Annotated in this window: 15 protein-coding genes; 11 read left to right on the forward strand and 4 right to left on the reverse strand. The window is 54.2% G+C overall.

Annotation, left to right across the window (positions count from 1 at the left end):
• Window positions 1-3: 3 nt before the first annotated feature.
• From nuoJ to O1V65_RS02315, 9 genes are all read left to right on the forward strand, one after another.
• The gene (gene nuoJ, locus O1V65_RS02275; protein ID WP_017490244.1) at window positions 4-567 is read left to right on the forward strand and encodes an NADH-quinone oxidoreductase subunit J; all 564 of its coding nucleotides are present in this window, start codon (window positions 4-6) and stop codon (window positions 565-567) included.
• Window positions 564-866: an NADH-quinone oxidoreductase subunit NuoK gene (nuoK, locus tag O1V65_RS02280; RefSeq protein ID WP_004936014.1), complete on the forward strand. Its 303-nt coding sequence runs from the start codon at window positions 564-566 to the stop codon at window positions 864-866. The genes nuoJ and nuoK overlap by 4 nt, the downstream gene beginning before the upstream one ends.
• Entirely contained in the window at window positions 863-2,710 is a 1,848-nt protein-coding gene (gene nuoL, locus O1V65_RS02285; RefSeq protein ID WP_084912790.1) for an NADH-quinone oxidoreductase subunit L, read from the forward strand. The genes nuoK and nuoL overlap by 4 nt, the downstream gene beginning before the upstream one ends.
• Before the next feature lie 21 nt (window positions 2,711-2,731).
• Window positions 2,732-4,261 (forward strand): NADH-quinone oxidoreductase subunit M, encoded by a 1,530-nt coding sequence (gene nuoM / locus O1V65_RS02290; protein ID WP_017491783.1) that lies wholly within the window; start codon window positions 2,732-2,734, stop codon window positions 4,259-4,261.
• A gap of 6 nt (window positions 4,262-4,267) precedes the next feature.
• Window positions 4,268-5,725, forward strand: a complete 1,458-nt coding sequence (nuoN, locus tag O1V65_RS02295) for an NADH-quinone oxidoreductase subunit NuoN (protein WP_017491784.1) — start codon at window positions 4,268-4,270, stop codon at window positions 5,723-5,725.
• Between the two features lie 228 nt (window positions 5,726-5,953).
• Window positions 5,954-6,262, forward strand: coding sequence for a stress response protein ElaB (gene elaB, locus O1V65_RS02300; RefSeq protein WP_017491785.1), 309 nt, complete (start codon window positions 5,954-5,956; stop codon window positions 6,260-6,262).
• A 224-nt stretch (window positions 6,263-6,486) separates the two neighbouring features.
• Complete coding sequence (gene tcuC / locus O1V65_RS02305; RefSeq protein WP_017491786.1) at window positions 6,487-7,806, forward strand: MFS transporter; 1,320 nt, start codon at window positions 6,487-6,489, stop codon at window positions 7,804-7,806.
• A 155-nt stretch (window positions 7,807-7,961) separates the two neighbouring features.
• On the forward strand, window positions 7,962-8,507 hold the full coding sequence (locus O1V65_RS02310) for a YfaZ family outer membrane protein (RefSeq protein WP_227956149.1): 546 nt from the start codon (window positions 7,962-7,964) through the stop codon (window positions 8,505-8,507).
• Between the two features lie 31 nt (window positions 8,508-8,538).
• Window positions 8,539-9,735 carry a nicotinamide mononucleotide deamidase-related protein YfaY gene (locus O1V65_RS02315; protein ID WP_192503966.1) on the forward strand — a complete coding sequence of 399 codons (1,197 nt, stop codon included), beginning with the start codon at window positions 8,539-8,541 and terminating at the stop codon, window positions 9,733-9,735.
• Between the two features lie 549 nt (window positions 9,736-10,284).
• Here O1V65_RS02315 and yfaE read toward each other — a convergent pair.
• The 4 genes from yfaE to ubiG form a co-directional block, all read right to left on the reverse strand.
• The gene (gene yfaE / locus O1V65_RS02320) at window positions 10,285-10,545 is read right to left on the reverse strand and encodes a class I ribonucleotide reductase maintenance protein YfaE (RefSeq protein WP_084912792.1); all 261 of its coding nucleotides are present in this window, start codon (window positions 10,543-10,545) and stop codon (window positions 10,285-10,287) included.
• A gap of 3 nt (window positions 10,546-10,548) precedes the next feature.
• Window positions 10,549-11,679, reverse strand: a complete 1,131-nt coding sequence (nrdB, locus tag O1V65_RS02325; protein ID WP_017491791.1) for a class Ia ribonucleoside-diphosphate reductase subunit beta — start codon at window positions 11,677-11,679, stop codon at window positions 10,549-10,551.
• Window positions 11,680-11,733: 54 nt separating this feature from the next.
• On the reverse strand, window positions 11,734-14,013 hold the full coding sequence (gene nrdA, locus O1V65_RS02330) for a class 1a ribonucleoside-diphosphate reductase subunit alpha (RefSeq protein ID WP_017491792.1): 2,280 nt from the start codon (window positions 14,011-14,013) through the stop codon (window positions 11,734-11,736).
• 500 nt (window positions 14,014-14,513) lie between these two features.
• Complete coding sequence (gene ubiG / locus O1V65_RS02335; protein ID WP_017491793.1) at window positions 14,514-15,281, reverse strand: bifunctional 2-polyprenyl-6-hydroxyphenol methylase/3-demethylubiquinol 3-O-methyltransferase UbiG; 768 nt, start codon at window positions 15,279-15,281, stop codon at window positions 14,514-14,516.
• Window positions 15,282-15,440: 159 nt separating this feature from the next.
• Here ubiG and gyrA point away from each other — a divergent pair, with 159 nt between their 5' ends.
• Both gyrA and rcsC read left to right on the forward strand, forming a co-directional pair.
• Window positions 15,441-18,089 carry a DNA topoisomerase (ATP-hydrolyzing) subunit A gene (gene gyrA, locus O1V65_RS02340; protein ID WP_017491794.1) on the forward strand — a complete coding sequence of 883 codons (2,649 nt, stop codon included), beginning with the start codon at window positions 15,441-15,443 and terminating at the stop codon, window positions 18,087-18,089.
• 94 nt (window positions 18,090-18,183) lie between these two features.
• On the forward strand, window positions 18,184-21,072 hold the full coding sequence (rcsC, locus tag O1V65_RS02345; protein WP_026110517.1) for a two-component system sensor histidine kinase RcsC: 2,889 nt from the start codon (window positions 18,184-18,186) through the stop codon (window positions 21,070-21,072).
• The last annotated feature ends 61 nt before the right edge of the window (window positions 21,073-21,133 follow it).

Raw genomic sequence — 21,133 nt, forward strand, 5'->3', positions numbered from 1 at the left:
AGCATGGAATTTGCATTTTATATTGCAGCCCTGGTGGCCGTGTTGGCGACGTTGCGCACTATCACGCACACCAACCCGGTACACGCACTGCTGTACCTGATCATCTCGCTGCTGGCAATTGCCGCCGTGTTCTTCTCGCTCGGCGCATACTTCGCTGCCGCGCTGGAAATCATCGTCTACGCCGGTGCCATTATGGTGCTGTTCGTGTTCGTGGTGATGATGTTGAACCTCGGCAACGTGCAGGAACAGGAGCGCGCCTGGCTGAAACCCTCGACCTGGATTGGGCCGTCGATTCTGGCCGTCGTGCTGCTGGCGGTGATGATTGCTTCCATCACCGGTCTGCATGACCAGGGGATCAAGGGCACGATGGTTGACGCGAAAGCGGTCGGTATCGCGCTGTTCGGTCCTTACGTACTGGCGGTCGAGCTGGCATCAATGCTGTTGCTCGCCGGTCTGGTAGTGGCCTTCCACATCGGACGTGAACACAAGCCGGGCGAAGTGCTCGGCAACGCATCCGCCGCGCCGGTCAAAGAGATGGCAAAAAGAAAAACGGAGGAGAGAGCATGATCCCTCTACAGCATGGCCTGATCCTGGCCGCTATCCTGTTCGTGTTGGGACTGACCGGATTATTGGTACGACGTAACCTGCTGTTTATGTTGATTAGCCTTGAAGTGATGATCAACGCGGCGGCGCTGGCCTTTATCGTAGCCGGCAGCTATTGGGGACAGGCAGACGGACAGGTGATGTATATCCTGGCCATCAGCCTCGCGGCAGCGGAAGCCAGTATTGGTTTGGCCTTACTGCTGCAACTCTATCGTCGTCGACATACCCTGAATATCGACACTGTCAGTGAGATGCGCGGATGAACCTATTATATTTAACAATTCTGTTCCCGCTGATTGGCTTCCTGTTGTTGGCCTTTTCTCGCGGGCGTTGGTCTGAAAATACGTCGGCTACCGTCGGTGTAGGCTCAATTGGTCTCGCCGCGCTGGTGACCCTTTATGTTGGCATTAACTTCCTGAGCCAGCGTGCTGCGGGTGTTCCGGTATTTAACCAGAACCTGTGGACCTGGATGCAGGTCGGCGATTTCAACATCTCCGCCACGCTGACCCTCGACGGGCTGTCGATGACCATGCTGTCCGTGGTAACCGGCGTCGGTTTCTTCATCCACATGTTTGCCTCTTGGTATATGCGCGGTGAAGAGGGTTACTCACGCTTCTTCGCTTATACCAACCTGTTTATCGCCAGCATGGTGATTCTGGTGTTGGCCGACAACTTGCTGCTGATGTACCTCGGCTGGGAAGGGGTAGGGCTGTGCAGTTACCTGCTGATTGGGTTCTACTACACCAATCCAGACAACGGCGCGGCGGCGATGAAAGCCTTTATCGTGACCCGCGTGGGTGACGTGTTCCTGGCTTTCGCGCTGTTCATCCTCTACCGCGAACTAGGTACGCTGAACATTCGTGAACTGATGATCCTGGCACCGCAGAAGCTGGCAGTGGGCGACACGACAATCACCTGGGCAACCCTGATGCTGCTGGGCGGCGCGGTCGGTAAATCGGCGCAGCTGCCGTTGCAGACCTGGCTTGCCGATGCGATGGCGGGTCCAACTCCGGTTTCGGCCCTGATCCACGCTGCAACGATGGTGACGGCGGGTGTCTATCTGATTGCCCGTACGCACGGCCTGTTCCTGATGGCACCTGACATCCTGCATCTGGTGGGGATTGTGGGGGCGGTAACGCTGGTGCTGGCTGGTTTTGCGGCCTTGGTGCAGACCGACATCAAACGCGTCCTCGCTTACTCGACCATGAGCCAGATTGGCTATATGTTCCTGGCGCTGGGTGTTCAGGCGTGGGATGCGGCTATCTTCCACCTGATGACGCACGCGTTCTTCAAAGCCTTGCTGTTCCTGTCCTCCGGCTCGGTTATCCTTGCCTGCCATCACGAGCAGAACATCTTTAAGATGGGCGGCCTGCGTAAGTCGATTCCACTGGTTTACGTCTGCTTCCTGGTGGGGGGCGCGGCGCTGTCAGCCTTGCCAATCATCACTGCCGGCTTCTTCAGTAAGGACGAAATTCTGGCGGGTGCGCTGGCTAATGGCCATATCGATCTGCTCCTCGCAGGGCTGGTCGGAGCGTTTATGACCTCGCTTTACACCTTCCGCATGATCTTTATCGTCTTCCACGGCGAAGAGAAAATTAAAGCGCATGCCGGTAAAGGGATTACTCACCACTTACCCCTGCTGGTTCTGCTGGTCCTGTCTACCTTCATTGGTGCGATGATTGTTCCGCCACTGCAGGGCGTGTTGCCGGGTACCACCGAACTGCCTCACGGCACAGTATTGAAGCTTGAAATCACCTCGGGCATAGTCGCCATCGTCGGCATTCTGCTGGCTGCGGCACTGTATCTCGGCAAGCGCTCGCTGGTTAACAGCATCGCAAAAAGCGCGCCGGGACGCTTCTTCACGACCTGGTGGTTCCATGCCTGGGGCTTTGACTGGCTGTACGACATGATTTTCGTGAAACCCTATCTGGGTGTCGCGAAACTCCTGCAACGCGATCCGTTGAACTCATTAATGAATATTCCTGCCGTGTTCTCCCGCTTGGGTAACCGTGGGCTGACATTGAGTGAAAACGGGCAGACGCGGTGGTATGTCGCGTCGATGGGATTGGGTGCAGTCGTCGTTTTAGCGCTGTTACTGGTGATTTAAAAACATAGGGACCTCTACGCCATGCTATTACCTTGGCTAATTTTTATCCCCTTTATTGGCGGACTGCTGTGTTGGCAGACGGAGCGCTTCGGAAGCAAAGTACCTCGCTGGATAGCACTCGTCGCGATGGGGCTGACCTTGGCACTTTCCCTTCAGCTGTGGCTGCAGGGTGGGTACTCGTTAACGGCGCCGAAGGGCATTCCACAGTGGCAATCCGAGTTTTCGGTGCCGTGGATCCCACGCTTTGGCATTAACTTCCACCTGGCGCTCGACGGTTTGTCGCTGCTGATGGTGGTGCTGACCGGCCTGCTCGGCGTACTGGCGATTCTCTGTTCGTGGCGCGAGATCCAGAAGTATCAGGGGTTCTTCCACCTGAACCTGCTGTGGATCCTCGGCGGCGTGATTGGGGTGTTCCTCTCCATCGACATGTTCCTGTTCTTCTTCTTCTGGGAAATGATGTTGGTGCCGATGTACTTCCTGATAGCGCTGTGGGGTCACAAGGCGTCAGACGGTAAAACGCGTATCAGCGCGGCGACCAAGTTCTTCATCTATACCCAGGCCAGCGGTCTGGTGATGCTGATTGCGATTCTGGGACTGGTCTTCGTGCACTACAACGCGACCGGGGTCTGGACCTTCAGCTATGAACAACTGCTGAAAACCCCGATGACGCACAACGTCGAATACCTGCTGATGCTGGGCTTCTTTATCGCCTTCGCGGTCAAGATGCCGGTGGTGCCGCTGCACGGCTGGTTGCCGGACGCGCACAGTCAGGCACCGACGGCGGGTTCCGTGGACCTGGCGGGGATCTTGCTGAAGACGGCGGCCTACGGGATGCTGCGCTTCATGCTGCCGCTGTTCCCGAATGCGTCGCACGAGTTTGCCCCTATCGCCATGTGGCTCGGCGTGTTGGGCATCTTCTACGGCGCATGGATGGCTTTCGCACAGACCGACATCAAACGCCTTATCGCTTACACCAGCGTGTCGCACATGGGCTTCGTGCTGATTGCCATCTTTACCGGCAGCCAGTTAGCGTACCAGGGTGCGGTTATCCAGATGATTGCGCACGGCCTCTCTGCGGCCGGTATGTTCATCATCTGCGGACAGCTGTACGAACGTCTGCACACCCGTGATATGCGTCTGATGGGCGGCCTATGGGGGCGAATTAAATACCTGCCTGCGCTGTCGCTGTTCTTCGCGGTGGCGACGCTGGGGATGCCGGGTACCGGTAACTTCGTCGGTGAATTCATGATCCTGTTCGGCAGCTTCCCGATTGTGCCGGTCATCACTGTGATTTCGACCTTCGGGCTGGTCTTCGCGTCGGTTTATTCGCTGGTTATGATGCAGCGTGCGTACTATGGCGCGCCTAAGTCGGACCAACCTTTGCAGGGCATGACGGCGCGTGAGCTGTTAATCATCCTGCTGCTGGTCGTGTTGCTGGTATTGCTCGGGGTCTTCCCGCAGCCAATCCTCGATACCTCAAGCGCAGCGATGAGCAATATTCAGCACTGGTTCGGGTCATCAGTTTCATCAATTTCAACGACAAGGCCGTAATTCGCCATGACATTTACTCCTCAAAATCTGATCGCACTGTTACCACTGTTGATCGTCGGATTGACGGTGGTCGTGGTGATGCTGTCCATTGCGTGGCGACGCGACCATTTTGTTAATGCCACTCTGACCGTGATTGGCCTTAACCTTGCGCTGCTTTCGCTGTACTTCGTGGCTAAAGTGGGTCCGCAGGACGTGACCCCACTGCTGCGTGTTGACGGCTATTCCATGTTCTACATTGGCCTGGTGCTGCTCGCCAGTCTGGCCACCAGCACTTTCGCCTATCCATGGCTTGAGGGCTACCCTGACAACCGCGAAGAGTTCTACCTGTTGGTTCTCATTGCGGCAATGGGCGGTATTCTGTTGGCTTATGCCAATCACCTGGCCTCAATGTTCCTCGGAATCGAACTGATTTCGCTGCCGTTGTTTGGTCTGGTGGGTTACGCCTATCGTCAGAAACGCTCGCTCGAGGCCAGCATCAAGTACATGCTGCTGTCCGCCGCGGCGTCGTCGTTCCTGCTGTTCGGTATGGCGCTGCTGTATGCGGAATCGGGCGATCTGTCGTTCGCGGCACTGGGCAAAAATCTCGGCGACGCGGTGATTCACCAGCCGCTGCTGCTGGCTGGTCTGGGCATGATGATCGTCGGGCTGGGCTTCAAGCTGTCGTTGGTGCCTTTCCACCTGTGGACGCCGGACGTGTATCAGGGTGCACCTGCACCGGTCTCAACCTTCCTGGCTACCGCCAGCAAGATTGCGATTTTCGCCGTCGTTATGCGCCTGTTCCTCTACGCGCCGGTTGCCAACAGTGAAGCCATCCGTGTCGTGCTGGGCGTCATCGCCTTCTGCTCGATCCTGTTTGGTAACCTGATGGCTATCAGCCAGAGCAACATCAAGCGCCTGCTGGGTTACTCCTCCATCGCACATCTGGGTTATCTGCTGGTGGCACTGATTGCCGTGCAGACGCACCAGCTGTCGATGGAAACTGTCGGTGTCTATCTGGCTGGTTATCTGTTCAGCAGCCTGGGTGCCTTCGGTGTGGTCAGCCTGATGTCTAGCCCGTACAGCGGTCCGGATGCAGAATCGCTGTTCTCCTACCGCGGCCTGTTCTGGCACAAGCCAATCCTGTCTGCGGTAATGACGGTGATGATGCTGTCACTGGCCGGTATCCCGATGACGCTGGGCTTTATTGGTAAGTTCTACGTCATTGCGACCGGTGTGACCGCGCATCTGTGGTGGTTGACCGGTGCAGTGGTCATCGGCAGTGCAATTGGCCTCTACTACTATCTGCGCGTGACCGTGAGTCTGTTCCTGAATGCGCCAGAAAGACTGGTTCGCGATACCCCAAATAACTGGGCGTTTACCGCAGGCGGCATAGTCGTGCTTATCTCCGCCATTCTGGTATTGGCTCTGGGTGTCTATCCGCAGCCGCTTATCTCGCTGGTACAGCTGGCTCAGCCGCTGTTCTAACGTTAAAACGGCAACCACAAAACCGCGCATCCTGGATGTGCGGTTTTTTTTCGTCCCGCTTTTTACGCTAAGGTGAAATCAGTGTCGGAAGGTTCTTAAAATACCCGGCATTGCCGCTAAAATTGTCATTCCGTCAGCAACGCGTCGAAAAGTAGGCTAGGGTTATTAGGCAAGGGTTGAGCGTGCCATGCGCACTAACTCGCTGAAATACATCATAAGGAGAAAAGAATGGCTAACCAATTCGAACCACAGCAAACCAGTCTTGACGATGACCTGAGAATGCTTAGTGAAACGCTGGAAGAGGTGCTTAAGTCTTCTGGTGATAAAGCGGATGAAAAATACATCGAAATAAAGTCACGAGCCGAACAGGCGTTGAGTGACGTGCAATCACGTCTGAGTTCGGCCACCGATTCTTACTGTGCCAAAGCGAAAACCGTAGTCCGTCAGGCTGATACCTATGTTCACGACAAACCGTGGCACGGTGTTGGCGTCGGTGCCGCCGTAGGTTTGGTTATCGGTCTGCTTGTGCGCCGATAACCTGCAATATCATTTCTTAGCGGAATGAACAAAATACATGCAACGAGACAGCTAAGGCTGTCTCTTTTTTTTGCCTGTGCTCTCTGATGGGGCAAAGAAAAGTGTGGGTTAATATCATGTTACCTAAAAACAAATGGCCTGCTAAAAAAGTGTGAATAGCATCACATTGAGTAATGATAAAGATAGGGTTAACTGGAGGTAAATAGAAAGCAGGAGTGAACACAATGTCATCCATTAATACCGCCTCTGGCGGTAGCAGGCAGGGTACGGCTGCAAATATCTTCCGCGTTGCCAGCGGCAACTTCCTCGAAATGTATGATTTTATGGTGTTTGGTTATTACGCCAACGCGATAGCCCATACTTTTTTCCCCGATTCCAATCCTTTCGCCTCGTTAATGCTAACGCTGATGACCTTCGGGGCTGGCTTCCTGATGCGTCCGCTGGGTGCCATGGTACTGGGGGCCTATATTGACCATCACGGGCGTCGTAAAGGGCTGCTTATTACTCTTGGGCTGATGGCGTTCGGTACCTTGACCATTGCCTGCGTGCCGGGTTACCACAGCATTGGCGTGGCAGCCCCGATCCTCATTCTGCTGGGGCGCCTGTTGCAGGGCTTCTCTGCGGGCGTTGAGCTGGGTGGCGTATCGGTTTATCTGTCCGAAATTGCGCCGAAGGGTAAGAAGGGCTTCTACGTCAGCTGGCAGTCCGCGAGTCAGCAGGTTGCGGTGGTCTTCGCCGCGCTGCTTGGCGTGCTGCTGAATCACCTGTTGGGTAATGGCGTGATGAACGAGTGGGGCTGGCGTATTCCTTTCGCGATCGGCTGCATGATTGTGCCGTTCCTGTTTTGGATCCGCCGTATGATGGAAGAGACCGACGCCTTCCAGCAGCGTAAACACCATCCTTCGATGGGAGAGATTGCCCGTTCCGTCGCGGCCAACTGGCAAATTGTGCTCGTAGGGATGCTGATGGTGGTCACGACAACCGTCTCTTTCTACATGATCACCGCCTTTACCCCGACCTTCGGCAAAAACGTGTTGCTGCTTAGCGAAGAGCAGAGCTTTATCGTGACGCTGTGTATCGGAGTCTCGAATCTGTTCTGGCTGCCTATCATGGGGGCATTCTCCGACAAAGTGGGGCGTCGTCCTCTGCTCCTGACCTTCAGCACGCTTATCCTGCTGACCTCCTATCCGGCGCTGAACTGGCTGGTCGGGGCGCCAAGCTTCGCTCGCCTGCTTGAGGTAGAACTCTGGCTGTCATTTATGTATGCCAGCTATAACTCGGCGATGGTGGTGGCGTTGACCGAGGTGATGCCTGCGGAGGTTCGCGCGACAGGCTTCTCAATGGCCTACAGTCTGGCGACCGCAATTTTTGGCGGTTTTACGCCGGCCATTTCCAGCTATCTCATTCACGTGACCGGCAACAAAGCGATGCCGGGCGTGTGGTTGTCCATCTCGGCGGTGTGTGGCCTGATGGCAATCGTCGTGCTGCCTTGGGTCACCCGTCAGCGGGCCTACCAGCAGAGTATGATAAAAACCGTTAGCTAATGTTTATCGATTAAGACGAAAGCCCTGACATGTCAGGGCTTTTTTTATGGAGGAAATAAATTTTAAGGATTTGGCCTGATTACTCTGCCAGAAAATTGCTTTAGACTCGCGATGAGTATCACACCTTATAGTTTTATGATTATTCAGGATAAATAATGAAAAAATATCTCGTTGCCTGTTCGGCGGCCGCACTGATGATGACCACCGTTTCCGCTCATGCGATTGGCGTTAATGCTCAAGTTGGCCAACACTATACCAGTCTGGGCTTTGGTCTGGGCAACACCACGCCGGGACTGGCGCTGACCGGCGACTGGACCCATAGCGATCGCGACGGCGACGTCACAGGTCTTGGGCTCGGCTACAATATTGGTTTGGGGCCAGTGATGGCGACTGTAGGGGCTAAAGCACTCTACACCAGCCCTAAAGACGGCAGTGACGGTTACGCCGTACCTATTGGTGGTGGACTGCAACTGCCGCTGGGTCATTACCTGAGCCTGTATGGTAATGCTTATTACGCGCCTGATTCACTCTCCAGCGGCATCAACAACTACAAAGAAGCCACCGGTGGTATTCGCTTCTCGCCAATCAGTCTGGTAAGTATTGACGTGGGTTATCGTTATCAGGCGCTGAACGGTAAAGACGGCCATCGCGATAACGTCATTGCCGACGGTGCTTACCTCGGCGGAGCGGTGAATTTCTAAAGCAATAATTATGTGATTTAAGGAGAGGGTAATGCTTAGGGTTGAGATGCTTAGTACGGGTGACGAGGTTCTGCACGGCCAAATCGTCGATTCAAATTCTGCGTGGCTGGCTAACTATCTGTTTGAACAGGGGTTGCCAATGACCAGCCGCGAGACCGTCGGCGACAGTCTTGAGGCGCTGGTTGCTGTCTTGACCGAGCGCAGCCACATTGCTGACGTGCTTATCGTCAATGGGGGACTCGGGCCGACCAGTGATGATCTGAGCTCACTGGCCGCGGCGACCGCCTGTGGCGTCGAGCTGATTGAAGACGCGGATTGGCTGGCCAAGATGTCGTCGTTCTTTGCTCAACGTGGCAGACCGATGGCAGAGTCGAACCGCAAGCAGGCGCAGATCCCGGCCAATGCCGAGGTGCTCGACAACCCGGTCGGCACGGCGTGCGGCTTTACGTTGAAGCTCAACCACTGCCAAATGTTCTTTACCCCTGGCGTACCCTCTGAATTTAAGGTCATGGTCGAGCAGCAGATAGTGCCACGGCTGCACAAGGCGTTTCCTGCGCTGGAGGCTCCGCTGTGCCTGCGTTTAACGACCTTTGGACGTTCCGAGAGCGACCTTGCCAGTGAGCTGGACGGGCAGGCGCTGCCGGAAGGCGTGGTGATGGGCTATCGTTCATCGTCGCCGATTATCGAGCTGAAGCTGACCGGACCGCGCAGTCAGGAAGCCAGCATGCGTAAAGCCTGGGAGCGTGTGCGCGAGGTGGCCGGTGAAAGCACCATTTTTGAAGGCGTGGGCGGACTGCCTGCACGACTTGCCGAACGTTTGCTGACGCAGAATTTGCGTCTGGCAATTAGCGAGAGCTATACCGGTGGGCTGCTCAACTGGCGGATGCAAAACGCCGGAGTGCCGCTGGCCGGTGGCGAACTGTTGCCGACGCACGGTGAAGATGAATCCTTGTCTGCACTGCTGGCGCGCGCACAGCTTCTGGCCGACAAAACCGGTGCACAGCTGGCGTTGGCGGTGGGTGGGGTATCGGAAGACCGCCTCAGCCTCGCACTGCATACGCCGGGCGGCACGCGCGGTATGACGATTCACTATACTGCCGGCCGCCATGGCCTCGAGCTGCGTCAGGAGACGATAGCAATGATGGCGATGGATATGCTGCGTCGTTATCTGAATGACTGGTCGGTAGTGGCCGATTATCCGTGGTTGAAAGTATTGGAAAAAGTATAGTCATCAGTATTTGGTAATTATTCTCTCGCCAGCGCAGACACTATGTTTGCCGTGTCTGTGACTGAGCGCAATTTCAAAATTATCCACCTGTGGCGAGAAAAAACGCATCTCGCTCAGGTGTCTATTCAGGCGATTTTCTGCCTGGTGTTGTTTGAATAATCTCTCACGATAATTGTCATGATTATCCATTTCCTGCTGCGCCTGCAGGGTCTCCAGTTGACTACCGTGGCCCACGCGATATCGTAGTCATGTCAACTTCAGTAGATAATCGAGCCGTTTACGCTCACCGCCCAGCAGCGGGTGCAGCCAACACATAATCAGGTTGAAACCCGTGCTCTTTAAGCTTTTTTTGAGACCAGAGACATTACTGACCCGTATTGTCGAAAATGTAGACGATCGAGCCGGTAATATCGGCTTAAGCTTATTAAAATATATATTGAATTAAACAGGGGGTGACTTTTGAAAATTACCAAGGAACGCAGAGGTTTTATTATGGGCAGTTTAGGGTAAAGGGTGTCGCGCAAAGTGGGCAATTATTGAGAGGAGAGGTTAAAGCGTCAGCTCAACATCCCCTACCGGCAGACAGCAGCACGGCAAAATATCTCCGTCCTGGATAAAGGCCAGCGGCTTTTGACTATAAGCCACTTCACCTTTAACCAGACGCATGCGGCAAGAGCCGCAATAACCTTCGCGGCACTGATACTCGACGATCAACTTATTCCGCTCGAAGACTTCCAGCAGGTTGTTGTGCTCGTCCTCGCAGACGAGCGTTTTGCCGAAATCGTGCAGTGTAACGGTAGGCTGACTCAATGCTTAGAACTCGAAGTCACTCAGGTCGTCAGCATTCATCTCAGAATCGATCTGACCCACCAGATAAGAGCTCACTTCAACTTCCTGCGGCGCAACCTGTACGTTGTCAGACACCAGCCACGCGTTGATCCATGGGATCGGGTTTGAGCGAGTCTTGAACGGTGCAGTCAGACCCACGGCCTGCATACGGATGTTGGTGATGTATTCGATGTACTGGCAAAGAATGTCTTTGTTCAGGCCGATCATCGAGCCGTCGCGGAAAAGATATTCTGCCCAGTCTTTCTCTTGCTCTGCGGCCAGCACGAACAGGTCATAACACTCTTTCTCGCACTCTTTGGCGATGATGGCCATTTCCGGGTCATCGGCACCGGAGCGCAGCAGGTTCAGCGCGTGCTGAGTCCCGGTCAGGTGGAGCGCTTCGTCGCGGGCGATAAGCTTGATGATTTTTGCATTACCTTCCATCAGCTCGCGTTCCGCGAAGGCAAATGAACAGGCGAAGCTGACGTAGAAACGCACGGCTTCCAGCGCATTGACGCTCATCAGGCACAGATAGAGTTTCTTCTTCAGCTCGTGCAGGTTCACCACAACCGTTTTGCCATTGACCTGATGCGTACCTTCACCCAGCAGGTGATAGTAGCTGGTCATCTCGATCAGCGAGTCGTAGTAACCAGAGATGTCCTTCGCACGCTTGAGGATCTCTTCGTTGGTGACGATATCGTCAAACACCAGTGACGGATCGTTGACGATATTACGAATAATATGCGTGTACGAGCGTGAGTGGATAGTCTCGGAGAACGCCCAGGTCTCAACCCAGGTCTCAAGCTCTGGAATGGAGATAAGCGGCAGTAGCGCCACGTTAGGGCTACGGCCCTGAATCGAGTCCAGCAGCGTCTGATACTTCAGGTTGCTCAGGAAAATGTGTTTTTCATGCTCCGGCAGACCCTGGAAGTCGATACGGTCACGGGCAACGTCAACTTCTTCCGGACGCCAGAAGAAGGACAGCTGCTTTTCGATCAGTTTTTCGAAGATTTCATATTTCTGCTGGTCGAAGCGCGCCACGTTAACCGACTGACCGAAGAACATCGGCTCGAGCAGCTGGTCGTTTTTGTTTTGTGAAAAGGTGGTATATGCCATAACTTCCTCTGAAAAAACCGCCTCTTTTCAGAGGCGTTTTTTGAATTTGAGCAATTAAATCTTGCAGGCGCCGCTTTCGCAGTCGTCAACTTCAGCCTTCATGTCTTCCTGAACATCGTCTGCGCCGTCGCGGGTGTTCTGGTAGTACAGCGTTTTCACGCCAAACTTGTAGGCGGTCAGCAGGTCTTTCAGCAGCTGCTTCATCGGCACCTTGCTGCTTGCAAAGCGGGATGGGTCGTAGTTGGTGTTAGACGAAATCGCCTGATCGACAAACTTCTGCATCAGACCGACCAGATGCAGGTAACCGTCGTTATTAGGCATATCCCACAGCAGCTCGTACTGGTCTTTCAAACGCTCATACTCAGGCACAACCTGACGCAGGATACCGTCTTTAGACGCCTTGATGCTCACGTGGCCGCGCGGTGGTTCAATACCGTTGGTGGCGTTTGAAATCTGCGAAGAGGTTTCAGACGGCATCAGCGCAGACAGCGTGGAGTTACGCAGGCCGTGCTCTTTAATGCTGGCGCGCAGCGCTTCCCAGTCATAGTGCAGCGGCTCATCGGTCAGCGTATCGAGTTCCTTTTTATAGGTGTCGATCGGCAGAATTCCCTGCGAGTAAGTGGTCTCTTTGAACCATGGGCAGGCACCTTGCTCACGCGCCAGTTCGTTAGAGGCTTTCAGCAGGTAGTACTGAATCGCTTCGAACGCGCGGTGAGTCAGGGCGTTGGCGCTGCCGTCGCTGTAACGCACGCCGTTCTTGGCCAGATAATAAGCATAGTTGATAACGCCAATACCCAGCGTACGGCGGCCCATTGCGCCGCGTTTAGCGGCCAGGATTGGGTAATCCTGATAATCGAGCAGGGCGTCAAGCGCACGCACTGCAAGGGTCGCCAGCTCTTCGAGATCATCCAGGCTTTCGATAGCGCCGAGGTTGAAGGCAGACAGCGTACAAAGCGCGATTTCCCCTTCTTCGTCGTTCACGTCATTTAACGGCTTGGTTGGCAGCGCGATTTCCAGGCACAGGTTGGACTGGCGAACCGGTGCAATAGCAGGGTCAAACGGGCTATGGGTGTTGCAGTGGTCAACGTGCTGAATATAGATACGGCCGGTTGACGCGCGTTCCTGCATCATCAGGGAGAACAGCTCAACGGCTTTCACCTTCTGCTTGCGAATGCTTTCGTCCTGCTCGTATTGAGTGTACAGACGCTCGAACTCGTCCTGATCGGCGAAGAACGCGTCGTACAGGCCAGGCACGTCAGACGGGCTGAACAGAGTGATGTCGCCGCCTTTAACCAGACGCTGATACATCAGTTTGTTGATCTGCACGCCGTAGTCCATGTGACGAACGCGGTTGCCTTCAACACCACGGTTGTTTTTCAGAACCAGCAGGCTTTCAACTTCCAGGTGCCACATCGGGTAGAACAGGGTCGCAGCACCGCCGCGCACGCCGCCCTGAGAGCAGGATTTAACCGCCGTCTGGAAGTGCTTATAGAACGGGATACAGCCGGTATGGAATGCTTCACCGCCGCGAATCGGGCTACCCAGCGCACGGATGCGGCCAGCGTTGATGCCGATACCTGCGCGCTGTGAAACGTATTTCACGATGGCGCTGGAGGTCGCGTTGATGGAGTCCAGGCTGTCGCCGCACTCGATCAGTACGCAAGAGCTGAACTGGCGAGTCGGGGTGCGCACGCCGGACATAATTGGCGTAGGCAGAGAAATCTTGAAGGTTGAAACCGCATCATAGAAACGCTTGATGTAGTCCAGACGCGTCTCACGCGGGTAGCCGGAGAACAGGCACGCGGCGACCAGAATGTACAAGAACTGGGCGCTTTCATAGATTTGGCCGCTGACGCGGTTCTGCACCAGATATTTGCCTTCCAGCTGCTTAACCGCGGCATAGGAGAAGTTCATGTCACGCCAGTGATCGATAAAACTGTCCATCTGCTCGAACTCTTCACGGGTGTAGTCTTCCAGCAGATGTTTATCGTATTTGCCCATTTCGACCATTTTGCTGACCTGGTCAAACAGTGCAGGCGGTTCGAACTGGCCGTAGGCTTTTTTACGCAGGTGGAAAATAGCCAGGCGCGCGGCCAGATACTGATAGTCAGGCGCGTCTTTAGAGATCAGGTCTGCGGCAGCTTTGATGATGGTTTCATGAATATCAGCCGTCTTAATCCCATCGTAAAACTGGATGTGGGAGCGCAGTTCTACTTGGGAAACTGATACGTTTTGGAGACCTTCCGCTGCCCAGTCGATGACTCGGTGGATTTTATCAAGATCGATGCGCTCTTTACGGCCGTCACGTTTAGTAACAAGTAGACTCTGATTCATTCGGGATTATACCTTAAAGGTTTATAAAGCAACTGACGACAAAAACACAAAAAGGCACCGTCGGACGAAATTTTGCCGACCAAGCCTAGTGTGCTGCTCAGGATATAAACACAATATATTGTGGGTGTATTATTTTCTGATGACAAGATAGTGATCGATCCACACTTTTGCAAGGCATGAAACTGCCGCGTTTTGTGGATAAGTTGGGGAGAAAATCGCTGGCCTTCTCCGGAGTGCCCATCGCAACTGGGCTTAAAGAAGTGTCAATATCTACGATACGATTTTCTTATATTTTTCTAAAAGCCGATCGACTGCCGATTTATTAAACGTTAGAAAAAAACGCTATATTGGCACCAAAAACTATTCTAAAAAATCATGTTGCAGGGGTTGGACAGGCCAATGCCCTAAAAACTAAGCTTTTATCCTGAAGTCTGGCCGCGCCTGCGTGAATACCTCAACGTGTGCAGCGGCCAGAGCGCGGTAAATGACTTGACTGGTGCTTAGCTTTCAGCAGTTTCCTGTGATTGCGTGTGTAGCATGTAATTCACGTCAACGTTCGGGCCCAGCTTGAAGTGATCCGACAGCGGGTTGTAGTGCAATCCGATGATGTTGCGCTCGTAGAGGTGAGTTCTGTCTACCCACGAGAGCAGCTCGGAAGGTTTAATAAACTTCTTGATGTCGTGCGTCCCCTTCGGAACCATCTTCAATACGTATTCGGCACCGAACACCGCCATCAGCCAGGCTTTGTTGTTGCGGTTGATGGTGGAGAAGAACACGTGACCGCCGGGTTTGACCAGGCGAGCACAGGCGGCCACGACCGAGGCCGGGTCAGGAACGTGCTCCAGCATTTCCATGCAGGTCACTACGTCATAACGCTGCGGATTGGCGTCGGCGTGCGCTTCAACCGTTTCCTGAACGTAGTTGACCTTTACGCCGCTTTCGAGTGCGTGCAGGCGGGCGACTTCGAGCGGCTCTGCGCCCATGTCCAGACCGGTCACGGTTGCGCCCGCGGAGGCCATGCTTTCGCTAAGGATGCCGCCGCCGCAGCCGACGTCGAGCACGTTCTTTTCGAAAAGCCCGTTCGAACGCTCCAGAATGTAGTTCAGGCGCAGCGGATTAATGCGGTGCAGGGGTTTGAATTCGCCCTCGAGATCCCACCAGCGTGAGGCGACGGCCTCAAATTTGGCGATTTCGGACTGATCTACGTTTTGGGTATCCACGTTTTGCGAAATGATAGTGTGTTGTTTGCTGTTCGGTGTGGTTGTCATTGGGCTGATAAACTCCTTATGCCTTGTGAAGCCGATTATACATATTCTAGGGACCGAGAGGCAGCTTCGTGCTATAGTTTGACACCTTTGCCTATACCTTGAGTAATTAAGGTATTTTTGGGCAGCGGCCATGAATAATCAGAGAGGGATAGCAGCTCCATGAGCGACCTTGCCAGAGAAATCACACCGATTAACATCGAAGAAGAGCTTAAAAACTCTTATTTGGATTACGCCATGTCCGTTATTGTCGGACGTGCGCTTCCAGATGTGCGCGATGGTTTGAAACCGGTGCACCGCCGCGTACTTTACGCAATGAATGTTCTGGGTAATGACTGGAACAAAGCCTATAAGAAATCGGCCCGTGTGGTCGGTGACGTTATCGGTAAATATCACCCGCACGGTGATACCGCGGTTTATGACACTATTGTTCGTATGGCCCAGCCATTTTCCCTTCGCTACATGCTGGTCGACGGGCAGGGTAACTTCGGTTCGGTAGACGGCGACTCCGCCGCTGCGATGCGTTATACCGAAATCCGTATGTCAAAAATTGCCCACGAACTGTTGGCAGACCTTGAAAAAGAAACCGTCGACTTTGTGCCGAACTATGACGGCACCGAGCAAATCCCGGCGGTTATGCCAACCCGTATCCCGAACCTGCTGGTTAACGGTTCTTCTGGTATCGCCGTGGGTATGGCCACCAACATTCCGCCCCATAACCTGACCGAGGTTATCAACGGCTGTCTGGCCTATATCGAAGACGAAAACATCAGCATTGAAGGGCTGATGGAACACATTCCGGGTCCTGACTTCCCGACTGCCGCTATCATTAACGGCCGTCGTGGCATCGAAGAGGCCTATCGCACCGGCCGCGGTAAAATCTACATTCGCGCCCGCGCTGAAGTAGAAGCTGACGCGAAGACCGGTCGTGAAACCATCATTGTTCACGAGATCCCGTATCAGGTGAACAAGGCTCGTTTGATCGAAAAGATTGCCGAGCTGGTGAAAGAAAAACGTCTTGAAGGCATCAGCGCACTGCGCGACGAGTCCGACAAAGACGGTATGCGTATCGTGATTGAGATCAAACGTGATGCGGTGGGCGAAGTGGTGTTGAATAACCTTTATTCACTCACTCAGCTGCAAACCTCGTTTGGTATCAACATGGTTGCCCTGCATCAGGGGCAGCCAAAGATTCTGGGTCTGAAAGAGATCCTGTCTGCGTTCGTGCGCCACCGCCGTGAAGTGGTGACTCGCCGTACCATCTTCGAACTGCGTAAAGCCCGTGACCGTGCGCACATCCTCGAAGCATTGGCGATTGCCCTGGCAAACATCGACCCCATCATCGAGCTTATCCGTGCTGCGCCAACCCCTGCCGAAGCGAAAGCGGGCCTGGTTGCGCGTTCATGGGATCTGGGCAACGTGTCCGCCATGCTGGCAAGCGCCGGTGATGACGCCGCGCGTCCAGAGTGGCTCGAAAAGCAGTACGGTATTCACGACGGTAAGTACTTCCTGACCGAGCAACAGGCTCAGGCTATTCTGGACCTGCGTCTGCAGAAACTGACCGGCCTCGAGCACGAAAAACTGCTCGACGAGTACAAAGAGCTGCTGACGCAGATTGCTGAACTGATCTACATCCTCGAAAACCCTGACCGTCTGATGGAAGTCATTCGTGAAGAGCTCGAAGCTATTCGTGACCAGTACAACGACCCGCGCCGTACCGAAATTACGGCCAATACCTCCGACATCAACATCGAAGACCTGATCAACCAGGAGGACGTTGTCGTTACGCTGTCGCATCAGGGCTACGTCAAGTACCAGCCTCTGACCGATTACGAAGCGCAGCGTCGCGGGGGTAAAGGCAAGTCCGCGGCACGTATTAAGGAAGAGGATTTCATCGATCGTCTTCTGGTGGCTAACACCCACGACACCATCCTGATGTTCTCCAGCCGTGGACGTCTGTACTGGATGAAGGTTTATCAGCTGCCGGAAGCAAGCCGTGGTGCCCGTGGGCGTCCGATTGTCAACCTGCTGCCGCTTGAACCGAACGAGCGTATTACCGCCATTCTGCCGGTGCGCGAGTATGAAGAAGGCCGTCACGTGTTTATGGCAACGGCCAGCGGCACGGTGAAGAAAACCGCATTGACCGACTTCAGTCGTCCACGCAGCGCTGGCATCATCGCTATCAACCTCAATGAGGGTGACGAGCTGATTGGTGTTGACCTGACAGACGGTAATGACGAAGTTATGCTGTTCTCTGCGGCCGGTAAAGTGGTGCGCTTCTCCGAACAGGCAGTGCGTTCGATGGGCCGTACGGCGACCGGTGTTCGTGGTATCCGTCTGGGCGAAAGCGACAGCGTGGTCTCGTTGATTATTCCTCGCGGTGAAGGTGCCATTCTGACCGTTACCGAGAACGGCTTCGGTAAGCGTACCGAATCCAGCGAATACCCAACTAAATCTCGTGCGACGCAGGGCGTTATCTCCATCAAGGTGAGTGAGCGTAATGGTCCGGTTGTGGGGGCTATCCAGGTAGATAACGCCGACCAGATCATGATGATTACCGACGCCGGCACGCTGGTTCGTACCCGAGTTTCCGAAGTCAGCAAGGTTGGCCGTAACACCCAGGGTGTGACGCTTATCCGTACCTCTGATGGCGAGCACGTGGTCGGCCTGCAGCGCGTTGCAGAACCTGTTGAAGATGAAGAACTGGACGGCGTAGCAACAGTGGAAGGTGAACTGGAAGCTGCGCAGGAAAGCGAAGCACCTGACGATATCGAAGCAGAAGACGACGAGCAACCTTCAGAAGACGAATAAAATCGATTTCTCAGGTTGAGCGACAAAGGGCATAATATGGGTTACATATTGTGCCCTTTTCCTTTTCATTTTACGTTTCAGCAATGGTAACCGCTTGAAGTATTTAACCTCGTTCAGAACGGCATTAAGAATTTCCCGTTACCTCTTCAGGGTACTGGCTATCATGCTTTGGTCGCTCGGCGCACTGCTGACGACATTTTATGTGCTGAATATTTTCCACAATAAAGAGTCGGAAATTCGCGAAGAGGACAACCTCAACTACAACCAGGCGCAAACCTACATTAAAAATACCGCCGAAGTGGTTCGTAGCGTGAGGTCGATGGCTGAAAAGCGCCTTGGTGATTCGATTAACGGCCTCGACTTAATCAATGGCGTGTTGAGCACCAAGAATGTTATTCCGAGCTATCACGCGCTGTTCCCTGAATCCAACTGTTCGCAACTGACCGACAGCAAACGCAACTCGCTGGCGTCGCTGGGTAATACGATTAACTACTGGAAGGACAACTTCTCCGATAATTACTCCCTCAAGCGGGTGTTCTACATTAACGGGGAGAATCTCTGTCTGGTTGATTTCGGTGTCATGGACAGCGCGACGCCGATTGAACGAGAAAACGGTCTCAAAACCCTGCACGATAAACTGATCAAATACCGCAACAGCAAGAGCCAGGACAAGCAGAAAAGCCAATACTGGGTTGAGGCGGGAAATAACAAAGAGCAGGGTAACCTGTACGTGCTGACGCCAATCTACGTCGGTAACAAGCTCGAGGCTCTGATGGGCGTGCAGCAGACGCTGCGTCTGGAAGATTTCACCGTCTCCAGCTCCTCGCATACTGGCGTAACGCTGCTCGACAGCGAAGGCGTGCCGCTGCTGAGTTTCCTTGAGGGAGACCGCTATACGTCGATCCTCGACAATTATCCGACCGGCCAAAGTTATTTCGGCTACATGAACGGCTATAACGATCTGATTTATAAGAAACCGTTGCCACCCTCCGGGCTGAGCGTGGTCTATTCTTTGCCGTTCAAAACGGTGATCGAACGCTTTAAGCTGCTGATTCTTAATGCTGTTGTGCTTAACGTTTTCTCGGCATTGCTGTTGTTCGTGCTGGCCTGGCTGTTTGAGCGAAAAATGTTCCTGCCCGCAGAAGAGAACGCTTTCCGCCTCGAGGAACACGAGCAGTTCAACCATAAAATCGTCGCTTCTGCGCCGGTGGGTATCTCAATTTTGCGCATCAGCGATGGGGTCAACATCCTCAGTAACGAACTGGCGCACAACTACATCAGCATGCTGACGCACGAAGACCGCCAGCGCATCACGCGCATCATCTGCGACCAACAGACGCGCTTCGTGGACATCATCACGCGTGACAACAACAACATACAGCTCAGCTTTGTGCATTCCCGTTATCGCAACGAGGACGTAGCAATCTGTGTACTGATTGACGTCAGCGCTCGCGTGAAGATGGAAGAGTCGCTGCACGAGATGGCCAATGCCGCAGAGCAGGCGAGCCAGTCGAAGTCGATGTTCCTGGCAACCGTTAGCCACGAGCTGCGCACCCCGCTGTACGGCATTATCGGTAACCTCGATCTGCTGCAAACGCAAGGGCTGCCGCAGGGCGTTGACCGACTGGTCACGGCGATGAATAACTCGTCGGCGCTGCTGCTGAAGATCATCAGCGATATTCTCGATTTCTCGAAAATAGAATCCGAGCAGCTAAAAATCGAGCCGCAGGAATTCTCCTGCCGCGAAGTTATCACTCACATTGCAGGCAACTATCTGCCGCTGGTGGTGAAGAAGCACCTCGGGCTGTACTGCTTCATCGAGCACAACGTGCCTGAGATTTTTGTCGGTGATCCGGTACGTTTGCAGCAGGTGTTGTCGAATATCCTCAACAATGCTATCAAGTTTACCGATACCGGCTGCATCGTGCTGCACGCGCGCACCTGCGGCAACTATCTGGAGTTTATGATTCGCGATACCGGCGTGGGGATCCCAACCAAAGAGATCACCCGCCTGTTCGATCCCTTCTTCCAGGTCGGAAGTGGGGTACAGCGTCATTTCCAGGGCACCGGACTGGGGCTGGCTATCTGTGAAAAGCTGATTAACCTGATGGATGGCGATATCTCCGTTGATTCTGAACCGGGGCTCGGCAGCGCCTTTACCGTGCGACTGCCAATCTACGGCGAAGTCCATCCTGCGCCACCGCCGCTAGCGTTCTGGGCCGGTAAACGTCTGTGGGTGAATATCCGCAACGGCTATCTCGAAAGCTATTTGATGCAGCTGCTGCATCACCACGGTGCCAACGTTCAGCGCTGGAATGCGGAAGACGAAACCCTCGCCGAAGACATATTGATAGTCGATACGCCGCTCATTCACCGTGGCGCGCTCTGTGCACAAATCGAGTTTTCCATCGACCACATCGGGCCACCGCAGGAAAGCAGCCCGGGTTACTGGATCCACAGTACCTCTACGCCGCTGGAGATCACGCTGTTGTTGAACCGCATTTATCAGCTGAATGAGGTTAACGAGAATAATATCGCGTTGCTGCCAGAGGTCGTCGAGTCACAGGATAACGGTGATATCACGCTGCTGGTGGTCGATGACCATCCAATTAACCGCCGCCTGCTGGCCGACCAGCTCGGGTCCATGGGATACATCGTCGTGACCGCCAACGACGGCCTGGACGCGCTCGAGGCGATGAAGGTTCACCCGGTCGATATCGTGCTTAGTGACGTGAACATGCCAAAACTCGACGGCTATGGTTTAACCAAGCGCCTGCGTGAGTTGGAGTTTATGCTGCCGGTTATCGGGGTTACCGCCAATGCGCTGGCGGAGCAGAAGCAGCTCTGTCTCGAAGCGGGCATGGACAACTGTCTGTCCAAGCCGGTGACGCTCGACCAACTGCGCAAAACGCTGAGCTATTACAGCCAGCAGGTGCGCAGGAAACGCGTCAGCGGGCAGGGCGCCAGGCCGTTATCATCCTGAATTCAGAGCATAAAAAAAGGCACAATCTAGATTGTGCCTTTTTCTTTTCTGGCCCACGGCG

It is taken from the genome of Rouxiella badensis, assembly GCF_026967515.2.
Taxonomy (GTDB): Bacteria; Pseudomonadota; Gammaproteobacteria; order Enterobacterales; family Enterobacteriaceae; genus Rouxiella; species Rouxiella badensis.